Below are 16100 nucleotides of genomic sequence, written 5' to 3' on the forward strand. Positions count from 1 at the left end.
TATCCCTGAAAACACCTTTAAAGTTGAACTTCTGGCGAATGCTAATGCTATTTTGCGGGAAGAAATCACGGAAATCAGTATTCTTTCTATAGATAAAATGCAGGTGAAGAACCGGCGTATGGTTACCGTATTGAATGAAAATGGTGATCATCACGTTCAGGCTTATACCTTCCATAAAGATAATATAAAGATCCTTAATCAGCAGGCCCGGGTATATAACTCCTCGGGAGAGGAGATTGAAAAATTTAAAAAACGGCATTTTGAAGATCGAAGCTACCTTAGTAGTAGTGAAATGTATGGGGATTCTCGTATAAGTTATTTGAATTATACTCCTACCGGCTATCCTTATACTGTAGTCTTTGAGGAAGAATACGAGACTAACTCCACAGTTTTTCGAACCTCCTGGATTCCATTAGATACTTATAATTTAAGTATCGAAAAGGCGAGGTATATCTTGAAAAATCCCCAGGCCGTACCATTTAGATTTGAAGAAAGAAATATGGAGGGTTTTGAAGTTGTTCGGGAGGTAACGGCGACCGGGTTGGATTATAGTATTAGCAATGTAGCTGCATTCACTCCAGAAAAATATAGTCCCGACAAAAGCGAAATCCAACCACGATTACTGGTGGCTCTGGATGAGTTTTCTCTTGTGGGAGTAACGGGCTCGGGTAATACCTGGAAGGATTTCGGAAAATGGCAGTATGAGCAATTGCTGGAACATGAAGCTCAGCTTCCGCAGGAAACAATACAAGAGATCGAAAAGCTTACGGCCAATGCTAAAAGTGACAGGGAAAAAGCGAAGATCATCTATCAATATGTGCAGAATAATACTCGCTACATAAGTGTTCAACTGGGTGTTGGAGGCTGGATTCCTATGCCTGCAGCAAAAGTTGATGAATTGGGTTATGGTGATTGTAAAGCCTTAACCAATTACACCCGGGTTTTACTGGAAAGCCAGAATATCACTTCTTATTATACCGTTGTTTATGGCGGAGACCGAAAAAATTTGGATCCGGAATTTCCCTCTATGCAGGGTAATCACGTAATCCTTAACATACCTCAGGAGGATCAGGATATTTGGTTGGAATGTACAAGCCAGGATATTCCGTTCGATTTTCTGGGTAGTTTTACAGACGACCGATATGTGCTGAAGCTTACACCCGAAGGTGGTGAACTGGTGAAAACCCCTGTCTATGAAGCTAACCGAAATCTTACACAAACTGAAGCAGAGATCCGCTTAAATGAAAAGAGTTTTTCCGCTGATATCACCCGGCGCAAAAGCGGTATTGCATATGACAAAATTTACCGGATCCAAACTATTAAGGAAAAGAGTCAAAAAGAATATTATAAGGAGCAATGGGGATATCTGGGCGATTTTGAGATAAAAAGTCTTTCCTTTAACAACGATAGGGATTCAGTGAAATTTTATGAAAAATTAGAGATCAAGGGAAAGAATTTTTCCAGAAAAGCAGGGAATAGATTGCTGCTGCCGGTGAATTTCTTACGCCCTTCGATTTATAAGCTTCCGCGGGACGAAACCCGGAAAACTCCCATTGAAATTGCGCGGGGCGAAAGCTATGCCGATACTTACAGGTATTATTTTCCGCAGGGATTTGAAATTGAATCTATTCCCGAGAAAGTCGAACTTGAAAATGAATTTGGGAGTTTATTCATTAAAACCAGTTTAATTGAAGCCGAAGGCCGCCCAGCCCTGGAAGTGGAAAGAAAGCTAATTATTAACCAGGGACTTTGGGAACCTGAAAAGTATGAAGCTTACTATAAATTCTTAAATCAGATTAAATCCTATAATAATCAAAAAGCCGTAATAATCACCTTAGGCTAAAACCAGATCTATGAAAAATTCAGCTCTAATTACGTTACTCCTATTGCTGAGCTTATCCATACATGCTCAGAATTATAAATTCGGAAAGGTCTCAGAAGAGGAGGTTGCCCAAACCGAACACCCTAAGTATAAGGAAGCCAATGCAGCCGTGCTTTATAAGAAGCAGGAAGTGTATTATGACCTCCATAAGCAAACAGGATTAAGCCTAGTTACCCGTGTGCACGAGCGCATTAAAATTTATAATAAAGAGGGCTTCGATTGGGCTAATAAAGAAATAAGAGTTTACAAAAATTCTTCTGAGGTAGAGAAGGTGACTTCTGTAAAAGCTTACACCTATAACCTGGTGGACGGGAAATTGCAGGAAGAAAAATTAAGGAATAAAGATGTTTTTGAAGAGGAAACTTCCAGATATCGTTTAACTACCAAATTCACTATGCCAGCAGTCACGGAAGGTAGTGTGATAGAATGGGAGTATACAATACGGTCACCCTTTGTTACTTCTATAGATGAAGTGACGCTTCAGGAAGTTATTCCAATCGATAAATTGGAAGTGAGCCTGAAGATTCCTGAATTTTTTGGTTTTAAGGTTCATTATAATCCAAGGTCTGCTCTAATTTTTCCGATAGAACAAAATCTGGATAATTTTACTTATAACTATACCCAATCAAAAAGAAATGTAGGAATAGGGAAAACCAAATTTGAAAGAAAGAAAGTAGAGTATTTATTGAATCACTACAGTCTTGATCAAAATGAAATTCCTCCTTTAAAAAACGAAAATTATATAGATTACCTTAAAAATTATGCTGCATATTTAAGGTTAGAACTTCAATATACCAAGTATCCGAATTCCCCAATAGAGAATTATTCCAAAACCTGGGATGGGGTGGCTAAGAGTATTTTTAATGACTCTGGTCTTAAAAAGGAAATAGCAATCCATAATTATTATAAAGAGGATCTTGATAAGCTTCTCAATGGGAAAAAACAGGAAGACAAAGTTGATCTTATTTACAACTTTGTACGTGATAATATTAAGTGGAATGACTATGTTGGCTTTCGTGCCGAAACGGGAACACGCAAGGCTTATAAGGAGGGACTAGGCAATACAGGGGATATTAACCTTATGTTAATCAGTATGCTTAGGTATGCCGGTTTTAAAACTAATCCGGTTTTGGTGAGCACCCGCTCTCACGGTATTCCTTTATATCCTACTCAGGAAGGTTTTAACTATGTAATTGCCGGGCTGGAATTGCCTAATGGGGTAGTGTTGCTGGATGCAACCGATTTAAATGCGGGAGTAGGCGAATTGCCTAAGAGAGCCAGGAACTGGCAGGGTAGACTAATAAGGGAAGATGGTACTTCGGGCTGGTTACCTCTTTTACCACAAATCAAATCTGTTAATACCAATCGTTTAGACCTGCAGGTGCAGGAGGATTTCAGTATTTACGGACGAGTTTTGAACTCTTATTACGGTTTACACGCAAAAGTTTTCCGGGATAAACATGCTAAGACCAATCCCGATGAATATGTAAAAATATTAGAAAAAGATAAAGGTAATATCGTAATTTCGAATCTACAGATTCATAACCGGGAAGATAAAGGTGATAAACTACGGCAAACTTATGAGTTTAGCCTTAAGAACGGGTTAGAGGTTATTGATGATAATATATATTTAAAGCCTTTAATCTTCGCTGGAATGACTGAAAATCCTTTTAAAGAAGATGAAAGAACCCATCCGGTGATCTTCGATTTTCCTAGTCTGGAGAAGAATACCGTTACGCTAATGATTCCCGATGGGTATGAAATAACCTCTATTCCGGAAAATTTTGAAACTGTTTTAGGCGAGGAAGCAGGACAATTTATCTTTAAAACAACTCTTTCAGGTAATTTTTTAAGAATAGAAACCATAGTGGATCTGAATAATATTGTGTATACTTCGGCCGACTATGAAATTTTGAAAGAATTTTTCGCACAGGTGGTAGAGAAACAAACTGAAGCCATTGTGCTTACTAAAGTATAAGAAATGAATTTAGAAAACGCTCAAAAGGCGGTAGACGATTGGATTAAAGAACATGGAGTTCGTTATTTTAATGAGCTCACTAATATGGCACAGCTTACCGAAGAAGTGGGGGAGGTAGCCCGAATAATTGCCCGCCGTTATGGAGAACAAAGCGAGAAGGAAAGCGATAAGGATAAAGACCTGGGAGAAGAACTGGCAGATGTGATGTTTGTGGTGTTGTGTCTTGCCAATCAAACCGGAGTTGATTTGCAGGAAGCCTTCGATAAAAAGCTGGACATTAAGACCAAAAGGGATAAAGACCGACATAAGAATAACGAAAAGCTTCACTAATGGGTTTTAAAAGTATAGTGTCCCAAAAAAGTTTCTGGAAATCGGTAATTCTGTTAGGAGTTTCCTTTCTTCTAATTTATAATTTTGTAAGTATGTTGTTTGAATATGGTGGGTTTGAAATCACCACTTTTTTCAAGGAGCGCACCGAAGAGGGAAAACTACTTCGGTTTATACTCGGGCAATTTTTTGCTGCCCTGGCCTATGGATTTATCATCGCTTTTGGACAGTTTAAGATGAAGGAAAAAGAAAATTCCCGGAATACGTAAAAATCAGAAGGAGATGAAGATCAAACTTTTTAACGACAAAAAGCAGCTTTCGGGAGACCTGAAAATAACCGGTTCAAAAAGTGAATCCAACCGTTTACTTATTCTCCAGGCCTTATATCCTACTCTTAAAGTTGAGAATCTCTCCAATAGTGACGATACTCAATATCTAAAAAAAGCTTTGGACAGCGATGAAGAGCTAGTTGATATTCATCATGCCGGTACCGCGATGCGTTTTCTCACGGCATATTTTGCCACCAGAAAGGGCAGGGAGGTAGTGTTGACCGGTAGTCCACGTATGCAGGAACGTCCTGTAAAACTATTGGTAGATGCCCTAAAATCACTGGGAGCCGATATAGCTTATGAAAAGAAAGAAGGTTATCCGCCCTTGAGAATTAAAGGAAAAACGCTTACCGAAAATAAAGTTAAGGTACAGGCCAATATCAGCAGCCAGTATATCTCGGCTTTGATGCTTATTGCGCCTTCTTTGCCTAATGGGTTACAATTAGATCTTGTTGGGCAGGTGACCTCGGCACCTTATATCAATATGACCCTTCAAATGATGAAAAATGCGGGATTAGAGGGAGAGTTTGCCGGGAACAAGGTGATCATAGAACCTGTTAAAAAACTGGAAAGCAAAACTATCGCGGTAGAATCAGACTGGAGTTCGGCTTCTTATTTCTACAGCCTGGCGGCGATTAGTGATACTGCAAATTTAAGGTTGGCAATTTTTCGCGAAAAAAGTCTTCAAGGTGATTGTTGTATTTCTGAAATTTACCGGCAGTTTGGTGTAGAAACCCATTACGAAGATGATGCGATTGTTCTTAAAAAAACTTCCCGGAAGAAACCCAGGCATCTTTCAGAAAACCTCATAGACTCGCCCGATATCGCTCAGACCATTGCCGTGACATGCCTTGCTCTTGGTGTGCCCTGTACCTTAAAGGGTTTGCATACCCTTAAAATAAAGGAAACCGATCGGCTTGCCGCCTTAAAAGCTGAAATCATGAAATTTGGGAGCAGTGTAAAGATCTCAGATGATAGCCTGGAGTTAATTCCGCAGGAAGAGTTCAAAGAAAATGTATCCGTCGCCACCTATAATGATCACCGGATGGCGATGGCCTTCGCTCCCTTTGGTCTTAAAGTGCCGCTTGAAATTGAAGATGCCATGGTGGTTTCCAAGTCTTATCCCGATTTCTGGAAGGATCTCGAAAAGCTGGGATTTAACATAGACAAGGGCTAAACACCGCCAAAGATAAATAAACCCTTATTTACTTGACAACGCCTGTTTTGAGGTTGTATATTTGCAGCTTTTAAAAGCAGACTTATGGGAATGAAACTATCACACTTCAATTTTGAACTTCCACCGGAACTATTGGCGGAGTATCCTGCTGAGAACAGGGACGAAGCAAGACTAATGGTTCTTAACAGGAAAGAACAAACAATTGAGCACAAACAATTTAAAGATATCCTGGATTATTTTGAACCTGAAGATGTTATGGTGCTTAATAACACCAAGGTTTTTCCGGCCCGTCTCTATGGAAATAAGGAAAAAACCGGTGCAAGAATTGAAGTTTTTTTACTAAGAGAACTAAATCCTGAAACCAAACTTTGGGATGTGTTGGTAGATCCAGCAAGAAAAATAAGAATAGGAAATAAGCTTTATTTCGGAGAAGATGAGAGTCTTGTAGCCGAGGTTATTGATAACACAACTTCCCGAGGTAGAACCCTTAGGTTTTTATACGACGGTTCTTACGAAGATTTCAGAAAAAAACTTCAGGAACTTGGAGAAACTCCGCTACCTAAATACATAAAAAGGGAGGTTCAGCCTGAAGATCAGGAACGCTATCAAACAATTTATGCTAAAGAAGAAGGTGCTGTTGCAGCTCCTACTGCAGGATTACACTTTTCCAAACATCTTTTGAAACGTTTGGAAATAAAAGGTATTGACTTTGCTGAAGTTACTCTTCACGTAGGTTTGGGGACTTTTAGCCCTGTTGAGGTTGAGGATCTTAGCAAACATAAAATGGATAGTGAAGAAGCTTTTATTACCAAAAAAGCCACCGATACTATCAATAAAGCCAAGCTGGAAAATCGTAAAGTTTGTGCTGTAGGTACTACTGTTATGCGTGTTCTGGAAAGTGCGGTTTCGTCAAACCAAACTTTAAATGAATTTGGAGGTTGGACTAACAAATTTATTTTTCCTCCTTATGATTTCAGTATCGCTAATTGTATGGTGACTAATTTCCATACTCCAAAATCAACCTTGCTTATGATGGTTTCAGCATTTGCCGGGCACGATTTTATGAAAAAAGCTTATGAAGAAGCCGTGAAGGAGAAATACCGTTTCTATACTTATGGAGATGCCATGTTGATAATCTAAGATTGTAAAGAATAATAGAAAAGCCACAAATATGAAGTTTGTGGCTTTTTTTATTTTTGAAGGCTAAACACTTAATTTTCAAATAGTAATAAAATCCTTTAATTCTTCATACTTTTGCAGCGTGAAAAATAAGAAGAAAGACATACGGGCACTTACCAAAAAGCAATTGCAAGACTTTTTTGTAGCAGAAGGCGATAAATCCTTCCGCGGAAGTCAGGTGTATGAATGGCTTTGGAATAAGGGAGCACACAGCTTTGATGCGATGACCAACATTTCCAAAGAGACCCGTGAAATGCTGAACGAAAACTTTGTAATCAATCATATTCGGGTAGACCGGATGCAACGCAGCAGCGATGGAACGATAAAAAATGCGGTAAAACTCCATGACCAATTAACCGTTGAATCGGTTTTGATTCCTACTGCTACCCGAACTACAGCCTGTGTATCTTCCCAGGTTGGATGTAGCCTGGATTGTCAGTTTTGTGCCACTGCTAAATTAAAAAGGATGCGAAACCTGAATCCTGATGAGATCTACGATCAGGTGGTTGCTATCGATAACGAAAGCAGGCTATATTTTGATCACCCCCTTAGTAATATCGTGTTTATGGGTATGGGGGAACCGCTCATGAATTATAATAATGTGATGAAGGCGGTTGAGAAAATAACTTCTCCTGAGGGTCTGGGCATGTCGCCTAAGCGCATCACTATTTCAACTTCAGGAGTGCCGAAGATGATCAAAAAGCTGGCCGATGATGAAGCGAAGATCAAACTTGCTGTTTCTCTTCATTCGGCTGTAGACGAAGTTCGAACGAAGATAATGCCCTTTAATGAAACCTTCCCTCTAAAGGATCTAAGGGAAGCCCTGGAGTATTGGTATTCAAAAACTAAAAGCCGAATAACCTACGAATATATTGTTTGGAAGGATATTAATGATACCCGTAAAGATGCAGAGGCCCTGGTGAAATTCTGCAAATATGTCCCCTGTAAAGTGAATCTTATTGAATACAACCCTATTGATGACGGGAGTTTTCAGCAAGCTTCTTCCAAGGCCACCGATATGTATCAGCAAATCCTGGAAAGAAATCATATTACCGTAACCGTACGTCGCTCCCGCGGAAAAGACATCGATGCAGCCTGTGGACAACTGGCAAATAAATCGGCTTAATTTGGAGGGGATGCCACCACTTGAAATTCTCTTTAAATAATTATCTTTGGTGGCTTAATGAAAGTAATTGCCCAAATAAAACTCCCGGTAGAGAAGGAAATGGAACTCTTTGAGAAAAAGTTCTTCGAATCTATGTCTTCTCAAGTAGCGCTTCTTAATCGTATTACCCATTATATTGTTAACAGGAAAGGTAAACAGATGCGGCCAATGTTCGTGTTTTTGGTTGCCAAAATGGTTTCAGATGGTAGTGTGAACGAGCGTACTTATCGGGGAGCTTCAGTTATCGAGCTAATCCATACCGCAACCCTGGTGCACGATGACGTTGTTGATGATTCAAACCGCCGTCGCGGCTTTTTCAGTATTAATGCTTTATGGAAGAATAAAATCGCTGTTTTAGTTGGGGATTACCTCCTTTCTAAAGGTTTGTTATTATCTATTGATAATAATGATTTTGATTTGCTGAAGATTATATCTGTTGCAGTAAGAGAGATGAGTGAAGGGGAATTACTGCAGATTGAAAAAGCACGTCGCCTGGATATTACCGAGGCGGTTTATTATGATATTATCCGTCAGAAAACTGCTACTCTTATCGCTGCATGTTGCAGTCTTGGAGCCGCCTCCGTAAAACCTGAATCCAACGAGATCGCCAAAATGAGACGTTTTGGGGAACTTATTGGGATGGCTTTTCAGATAAAAGATGACCTTTTTGATTATGGAGAGGATAAAATTGGAAAACCTACCGGAATAGATATCAAAGAACAAAAGATGACGCTTCCGTTAATCTATGCCCTAAATAATTCAAGCAAAAAAGAAAAATCCTGGCTGATAAATTCGGTAAAGAATCATAATAAGGATAAAAAGCGGGTAAAGGAGGTTATAGAATTTGTGGTAATGAAGGGAGGGCTTGATTATGCCGAAAAAAAAATGATGGAGTTCCAACGAGAAGCTCTTCATATCCTGGAAGATTACCCCGATTCAACTTATAAAGATTCTTTGGAGTTAATGGTAAATTATGTAATTGAAAGAAAGAAATAATTGAGAGTAAGTGAAAATTAAAAAACCGCGTAATTTTAAAGCTGCGCGGTTTTTTAATTTTCTAACCAGGAAGGCTTAAGCTTGGTTATTTGCTTCTTCATTATTAAGATCATCGGTTTCGTGAATTTCTTCATCGATTTCCTTTTTTACCTTTTCGGCACCTTCTTCAATTTTTTCTCCGGCTTTTTCGGCATTATCCTCTATATCTTCGCCAATTGCTTCAACAGCTTCTTCAGTTTTTTCCTGCGTGGTTTCTCTACAGGCGTTCAAGGAGAGGGCGAGGATGGCTGCTAAAAATAAAATTAAGTTTTTCATTTTTTTTAAATAAGGGTTAATAAAAAAAGCTGCTTTCATTGTAGAAAGCAGCTTTAGAAAATAATTTGAAAGACGAGATTACATGTTATCGTCTTCGTTCATTTCTTCTTCCATTTCTTGCTCAGCTTCTTCAGCTTCAGCTTCCATTTCGTTTCCGGCTTCTTCCATTTCGTCACCGACTTCTTCAGCTGCGTTTTCCATATCTTCACCTGCAGACTCCATAGCGTCTTCAGTTTTTTCTTCAGTAGTCTCTCTACAAGAGTAAATCGAAAGGGACATAGTTGCAACAGCAAATAATAAGAATAATTTTTTCATCTTAGATAATGTTTAATTAGTTGAAGACACAAATTTAAACTAATTTTTAATTTATCAATGGATTCTTTGTACTCAAATATTTTAAATAGCGTTTTAGGACCTGTTATAAGTGCAATTTCTGGTCTTTTATTAAGGCGATAATTGCAGAATATAATAATCTAAATCTCGGTTTTGGTAGATTTTTTCTTCGGATAAGTGTCGGGGTCTTCTCCCGCTAACCTTGAAAAATTTCTATAGGCTTGTTTCACCCGTTCCTTAGGGGTTTGCTTAAATTCTGCTTCTGTTACCTCATATTTTTCCTGAAGGCTATCAAGTTTAGCATGCATTTGCTCTCTGATATCAACGTAATCAGGATGCTTGTAAATATTATTTTCCTCCAGCGGGTCTTCTTTGAGGTCATACATCTCCCAGAAATCTATATCGTCATAAAAATGCATGAGTTTATAGCGTTCGGTTCGAACTCCATAATGCTTTTTTACCATATGAAATGCGGGAAAATCGTAATAGTGATAATAAATTGCATTTCGGAAATCTTCATCTCTGGTAGCTTGATTTACCAGGGGTCTTAGGGATTTTCCCTGCATTTCCCCGGGAATTTCAGCTCCGGCAAAATCGAGGAAGGTTGGGGCGAAGTCGAGGTTCTGAGTGAGAGCATTGATCTCTGTGCCGGCCTTAATCTCTTTAGGGAACTGCATTAGCATTGGCATGGCAAGTGATTCTTCGTACATAAATCTTTTATCGAAAAACCCTTTTTCTCCTAAATAGAATCCCTGATCTGTGGTGTAGATTACTATTGTATTTTGATCAAGCCCGGTTTTCTCGAGATAGTCCAATATTTCCCCAACCCCTTCGTCTACGGAAGCTACAGTAGCCAGATAATCCCGCAAATACCGCTGACCTTTCCATTTGGCCAGTTCTTTACCGCTTAGATTGGCTTCGTGGAAGGCATCATTTTTGGGTCTGTAGGCCTTATTCCAGGTATTTCGTTGCTCGACGGTCATTCTTTCAAAATCGTTAGTCCAGGGATTATGGGCTAAAGAGTCACTTCCTTTGGCTACGCTTAATTTAAGATCATGACCATTATACATGTCTTCATAAATCGTTTGGAGCTGCTGCTGAGCTGCCAACTGATTCTCATGGTCTGAAAAATATGTTTCCGGCAAAGGAAACTCTATACTATCGTATAAATTAAGGTGTCTTTGGGCCGGCATCCAGTTTCTATGTGGAGCCTTATGTTGCACCATTAACATAAAAGGTTTTTCTGAATCTGAGTTTTGCTTTAGCCAGTCAAGACCCATATCGGTAATAATATCGGTCGCATATCCTTCAATTCTTGTAGTATCTTTTCCATTTATGAAATCGGGATTATAATAATTTCCCTGGTCAACCAGGATATTCCAATAGTCAAATCCTTCTGGTAAGCCATGAAGATGCCATTTTCCAACCAACGCGGTTTGGTAGCCAACTTCTTTTAAATATTTAGGTAAAGTGGCTTGGGAGCCATCAAATACTTCGCCGTTCATTCTAAAACCATTTATGTGACTGTGCTTTCCTGTAAGGATTACTGCCCTGCTGGGGCCGCAAATTGAATTGGTGCAAAAATTATTATTGAATTTAACGCCGTTTTGCGCAATGCGGTCAATGTTAGGAGTAGGCGCTAGTTTACTTATTGGATGTTCATAAGCGCTTATTGCCTGGGCCGCATGGTCATCGGTCATTATAAAAACTATGTTAGGCCTTTCGGGACTTTTCTCCCTTGCTTGTTCCTCCTTCTGTTTGCAGGAAAAAAATATTAGTAGTATGAAAAAAGCTCCTGGGAATTTGAAAATTGAAGATGGTTTTAGCATTAGGTGAAGTTTAGGTGATTATTTTGAATTCAGGCTTCACCAAAAATACAAAAATCTTGTATTTTTGGTGAAGTTAAGACTACAACAATAACTGCACAAAGAGTTTTAAATTGATGAAAATAAAGTTATTAAATAGCCTGATAATAATGATGTTAGTGATTGTTTCCGGATTTTCGCAACAACTCACACCACCTATACAAAATTATTCTTCACGGGATTATGAAGCTGCCAGCCAGAACTGGGATATTGATATTGATGAACAGGGAATTATTTATATCGCCAATAATCAGGGTTTATTGAGTTATGATGGTCAACGCTGGAAACTTCATGCCCTTAAGACAGGTTCTATTGTTCGCTCTGTTTATACCCATGGTAATAGAATTTATACAGGTTCCTATAAAGAATTTGGGTATTGGTCCAGGGATAGCACAGGGAGTTTAAAGTATAATTCTTTAACGCACCTAATTGATAAAGAACAGCTGCATAGTGATGAGTTTTGGGAAATTCTCTCTTACCAAAATGCCATTTACTTCAGGTCTTTTGGGGCTATCTATAAATATGATAATAATGAAATAAGCCTTGTGAAAAATGAGGTAACCAACAAAATGACTGTTTTTAATGATAGGCTCTTAATTGCTGTTGTTAATTCCGGACTTTATTACCTGGACGATGATGGAGAAATGGAGGCTTTGCCTAATCAGGATATTCTTGAAGGGGAAACTATTATAGATATTGAGGTTGATGGGGATAAGCTTTTAATAGGAACAAGAGCGGCCCTTTATGAGTTTAAAGACGGTAAATGCAGCCTTTTTAAAGATAAAAAGTTGAATGCAGATTTGCGACGTTTTGAACTAAATCACATCCTGGCTCTCAATGATGATGAGATTGTACTGGGGACCGTGAAAAACGGGATAATTCATTATAAGAAAACTGGAGGGAAATACCGTATTTACAACAGGCATAATGGGTTGCAGAACAATACTGTTTTGCGAATGGTAGAAAAAAATGGAAATATCTGGTTAAGTCTTGATAACGGGGTGGATATGGTTAAACTACATTCACCGGTAGAGTATTATACAGATTATACTGGCGAACTTGGAGCGGTATATGATCTGACTTTTTTCAATGAGAATTTATATCTAGGAAGTAATACCGGGGTTTATCGTTTTATGGATAACCGGCAGGAGCTCATTGAGGGTTCCGAAGGACATACCTGGAATCTTGAAATATTGAATAATGAGCTTTTTGCAAATCATAATACAGGAACCTTTAAAATAGATGGAAATAAATTTTTGCCGGTGGAAGAACGCACGGGAAGTTTTCGTATCCTCAAGGTGCCACAAACAGAAAATAAAAAACTTATTGCTACCTATACAGGTTTAACTCTCGTTGGTGGAATCGGATCAACTCAAACGGTAGCTGGGGTCAATTTTCCAATCCGCGAACTCTTTTTTCATAGCCCGGCAAAATTTATAGCAGCCCATCCTTACGAAGGTATCTACAAAATTGAGTTAAAGCCTGATTTGACAAGCGCTCTTTCTGTTAAGAAACTTAGAGATATTGATGGAAACGGGCACTACAATTCCGAAATCTATCGCATTAAAGATCAACTTGCTGTTTTTAATAGTGGAAAGTGGTATAGATATAATCGATTTTCCGATAGCCTGGAGGTCTTTAAAGAATTGGCGCCTTATAATGAACATAAGCTGCTTTATTATGATGACCTGGGTTATTGGTTTACCAACATCCGGGAAAACTCCTTGATCTTTACCGATTTAAGGGAGACTGAAATTAGAGTAGCTTTTCCAAAGCTGCGAGAGAGACTTGTTAAGAAATATGAAAGACTCATAAAGACCAATGATTCTATTTATTATGTGGCATTAAATGATGGTTTTGCAAAAATTAATCTCGGTGAATTAAAAAGTAGCAGGAAAAACGAAAAGCTCAGTAAACCTATAATTCGCGGTTTTTCTGATGTCGAGCAGCGTTATGATCTTTCGAGTATGCCGGAAGTGCCTTACAACAAAGCCAGAGAAATTCTGGTGCAAGCTGCCTTACCTGTAAGCGATGTATCTTCAATGAATTATGAATTAATAGGGGAGGATACCTTGCGGGGAAATGTGGAAGAAGGGTATTTGAACTTTCAAAATCTAAGACATGGCGATTATGTATTAAACCTTTTAGCTGAAAGTCAGCAAAAAGGAACTCCTATTCGTACTTCCTTTTCCTTTCGTGTGAATCCTCCCTGGTATCTCTCTGGGTTAATGAAATTCATTTATATTCTTTTATTTCTTGCGCTTATAGGTCTGATTTATTGGTTTAATCAGCTGAAACTTAGAAAACAACAGTTATTGCTTGAACAAAAATTTGAAAAAGAGCATAAAGAGCGTTTAAACCAGCTGGAGAAGGAAAGGCTTATGAATGAGATTACTCTGAAAAGGAAGGAGTTGGCTAACACTACGATGGTGGCTGCTAAGAAAAATGAAGTCTTAATGGAAATACAGGGCGAATTGAATAAAGACAAGAGTAAATTCTCCAATCAGTTTAGATTGAAACACATCATGAATAAAATTAACCGGGCTATCAAGAATAAAGATGAATGGCAGGTGTTTGAAACTAATTTTAATGAGGTTCACGAAGACTTTTTTAAAGATCTTTTAGAAACCTATCCCCAACTCACCAATAAGGACCTCAAATTATGTTCTTACCTAAAAATGAACTTAACTTCAAAAGAAATAGCCCCATTAATGGGTATTTCTATTAGAGGAGTTGAAGTGCACCGGTATAGATTACGTAAAAAAATGGACCTGGATAAGAAGGAAAATTTAACAAATTTCCTTATCAAAAACTTCTAGGAGCTAAGCTAAACCACTACATCATTACTACATCAAGTACTTAAAAATTTTTTAAAATTTTACTTCACATTTTATTTAAAACTTTAAAAACCAGTATATTAGAGTCTTAATTTTTGTGATGTAGTTGTTGTGTACTATAACGTTTGCGTGAAAATGAGCTAAGAGCGTATCTTTCTGTGAAATTAGTTTAAAAAATCTACCGTATGAAATTAAAATTATTTACTCTTTTGGTGTCTTTTTTTACTCTTACAGGGTATGGGCAGGATACTAAAACGATTAGTGGGGTTATTGTAGACCCTAATGAAATGCCTCTTCCGGGGGCTGAAGTTAAAGTTATTGGTAAGAATATTTTTTCTATAACAGACTTCGATGGTAATTTCACATTGGAAGATGTGGAAGAGGGTGATGTGTTTAGGGTTACGTTTTTGGGCTTTAAACCTCAGGAAATCACAATCTCCTCACAAGATCAATATAATATTACTCTGGAGGAAGATGCCGGGCAACTGGAAGAGGTTCTCATTGTAGGTTACGGAAGTCAGAAAAAACGAGATCTTACCGGGTCCATTGCTAATATTGATGCGGAAGAAATTGAAAAAACACCTACTTCCAATGTAATGCAGTCTTTACAAGGTAAAGTGTCTGGGGTACAAATTGTTAACTCGGGATCCCCGGGAGATTCTCCTACGGTTCGAATTAGAGGAGTTGGTACCTTCGGAGATGCCACTAACGTTTTATATGTAGTAGATGGCGCTTTGTATGATAATATTGACTTTTTGAATACAAAGGATATTAAATCGGTGAATATTTTGAAAGATGCTTCATCATCTGCTATTTATGGGGTAAGAGCTGCCAATGGGGTAGTGATCATCGAAACCAAATCTGGTAGAAAGAACCAAAAAGTTCAATTTGAATATGATGGTTATACCGGAATTCAAAGAGCTCAGAATGTGGTTAAGCTTGCCAACACCGAGCAATTTTACACCATGGCTTTGGAATCCGGTTCCCAGGCAGATGTTAATTTTATTCAGAATGCCATTCAACGATATGGACGAAGTAGAATAAATCCTAATGTACCAGCTGTTAATACCGACTGGTATAAGGAAATTCTTCGTGAAGGCTTGATTCAAAATCATAGTATTTCGGCTTCCGGTGGTGGTGAGAAGGTGGCTTATGCCGTTGGTGCCAACTATACTGGCCAGGAAGGTATTCTTGATATGAAGAATGATTACGAACGCTTCAACATTCGGTCTAAAGTTGATGTAGATATTAGTGATCGGTTTAAAGCAGGTGTTAATACCATATTCAGTAATGCCACAAAATACGCTCCTGAAAACGGTGCATGGTTTAGAGCTTATTTTGCTGTACCAGTGATGCCGGTTATCGATGAACTCAACACTGAGGCTGAGCCTATACGATATTCCAATGCCCAACTTCTGGGTTATAGAAGTACACAGAACCCTTTCCAGGATCTCGCATATAACCAGAACAGGCTTAAAATAAGAAAGTTACTAACTACCATGTTTCTTCAATATGAGCTTATAGAAGATAAACTAGATTTTAAAACAACTTACAGCCACGATTATTCCAGTTTAGAAAACAGGGAAGTGGACTTACCGTATACCTTAGGAAATAATTTTGAAAGAAGGTCCAGTATTAAAAGAGAAAATAATAACTTTTCCAATCAGTATTGGGATAATGTGCTTACCTATAATGACAACTTTGGAGATCACGACCT

The 16100-nt window shown here is 38.4% G+C and carries 13 protein-coding genes; 10 read left to right on the top strand and 3 right to left on the bottom strand.

Going from position 1 to position 16100, the window contains the following annotated elements; translation table 11 throughout:
- The 8 genes from VIM94_RS04575 to VIM94_RS04610 all read left to right on the top strand — a co-directional run.
- The coding region (locus VIM94_RS04575; RefSeq protein ID WP_332038107.1) for a DUF3857 domain-containing protein at positions 1–1843 on the top strand (1843 nt) is incomplete at its 5' end.
- A 10-nt stretch (positions 1844–1853) separates the two neighbouring features.
- Positions 1854–3860 carry a DUF3857 domain-containing protein gene (locus VIM94_RS04580; RefSeq protein WP_332038108.1) on the top strand — a complete coding sequence of 669 codons (2007 nt, stop codon included), beginning with the start codon at positions 1854–1856 and terminating at the stop codon, positions 3858–3860.
- Positions 3861–3863: 3 nt separating this feature from the next.
- Positions 3864–4190, top strand: coding sequence for a nucleotide pyrophosphohydrolase (locus VIM94_RS04585; RefSeq protein ID WP_332038109.1), 327 nt, complete (start codon positions 3864–3866; stop codon positions 4188–4190).
- On the top strand, positions 4190–4456 hold the full coding sequence (locus VIM94_RS04590) for a hypothetical protein (protein WP_332038110.1): 267 nt from the start codon (positions 4190–4192) through the stop codon (positions 4454–4456). Before VIM94_RS04585 ends, VIM94_RS04590 begins: the two co-directional genes overlap by 1 nt.
- A gap of 13 nt (positions 4457–4469) precedes the next feature.
- Entirely contained in the window at positions 4470–5693 is a 1224-nt protein-coding gene (gene aroA / locus VIM94_RS04595; protein WP_332038111.1) for a 3-phosphoshikimate 1-carboxyvinyltransferase, read from the top strand.
- 90 nt (positions 5694–5783) lie between these two features.
- Positions 5784–6833, top strand: a complete 1050-nt coding sequence (gene queA / locus VIM94_RS04600; protein WP_332038112.1) for a tRNA preQ1(34) S-adenosylmethionine ribosyltransferase-isomerase QueA — start codon at positions 5784–5786, stop codon at positions 6831–6833.
- A gap of 121 nt (positions 6834–6954) precedes the next feature.
- Positions 6955–7998 (top strand): 23S rRNA (adenine(2503)-C(2))-methyltransferase RlmN, encoded by a 1044-nt coding sequence (gene rlmN, locus VIM94_RS04605; RefSeq protein ID WP_332038113.1) that lies wholly within the window; start codon positions 6955–6957, stop codon positions 7996–7998.
- A gap of 57 nt (positions 7999–8055) precedes the next feature.
- The gene (locus VIM94_RS04610; RefSeq protein ID WP_332038114.1) at positions 8056–9033 is read left to right on the top strand and encodes a polyprenyl synthetase family protein; all 978 of its coding nucleotides are present in this window, start codon (positions 8056–8058) and stop codon (positions 9031–9033) included.
- 75 nt (positions 9034–9108) lie between these two features.
- Here VIM94_RS04610 and VIM94_RS04615 read toward each other — a convergent pair whose 3' ends face one another.
- From VIM94_RS04615 to VIM94_RS04625, 3 genes are all read right to left on the bottom strand, one after another.
- The gene (locus tag VIM94_RS04615) at positions 9109–9348 is read right to left on the bottom strand and encodes a hypothetical protein (protein ID WP_332038115.1); all 240 of its coding nucleotides are present in this window, start codon (positions 9346–9348) and stop codon (positions 9109–9111) included.
- Positions 9349–9426: 78 nt separating this feature from the next.
- On the bottom strand, positions 9427–9627 hold the full coding sequence (locus tag VIM94_RS04620) for a hypothetical protein (RefSeq protein WP_332038116.1): 201 nt from the start codon (positions 9625–9627) through the stop codon (positions 9427–9429).
- A 194-nt stretch (positions 9628–9821) separates the two neighbouring features.
- Positions 9822–11510, bottom strand: a complete 1689-nt coding sequence (locus VIM94_RS04625) for a sulfatase (RefSeq protein WP_332038117.1) — start codon at positions 11508–11510, stop codon at positions 9822–9824.
- Positions 11511–11623: 113 nt separating this feature from the next.
- On the opposite strand from VIM94_RS04625, the gene VIM94_RS04630 reads away from it, so the two are divergent.
- Both VIM94_RS04630 and VIM94_RS04635 read left to right on the top strand, forming a co-directional pair.
- A complete protein-coding gene (locus VIM94_RS04630; RefSeq protein WP_332038118.1) occupies positions 11624–14365 on the top strand; it encodes a helix-turn-helix and ligand-binding sensor domain-containing protein in 2742 nt (913 codons plus the stop codon).
- 203 nt (positions 14366–14568) lie between these two features.
- On the top strand, positions 14569–16100 hold a 1532-nt coding region (locus tag VIM94_RS04635; RefSeq protein ID WP_332038119.1), incomplete at its 3' end, for a SusC/RagA family TonB-linked outer membrane protein.

The sequence above is a fragment of the Salegentibacter sp. genome (assembly GCF_036568425.1).
Taxonomy (GTDB): domain Bacteria; phylum Bacteroidota; class Bacteroidia; order Flavobacteriales; family Flavobacteriaceae; genus Salegentibacter.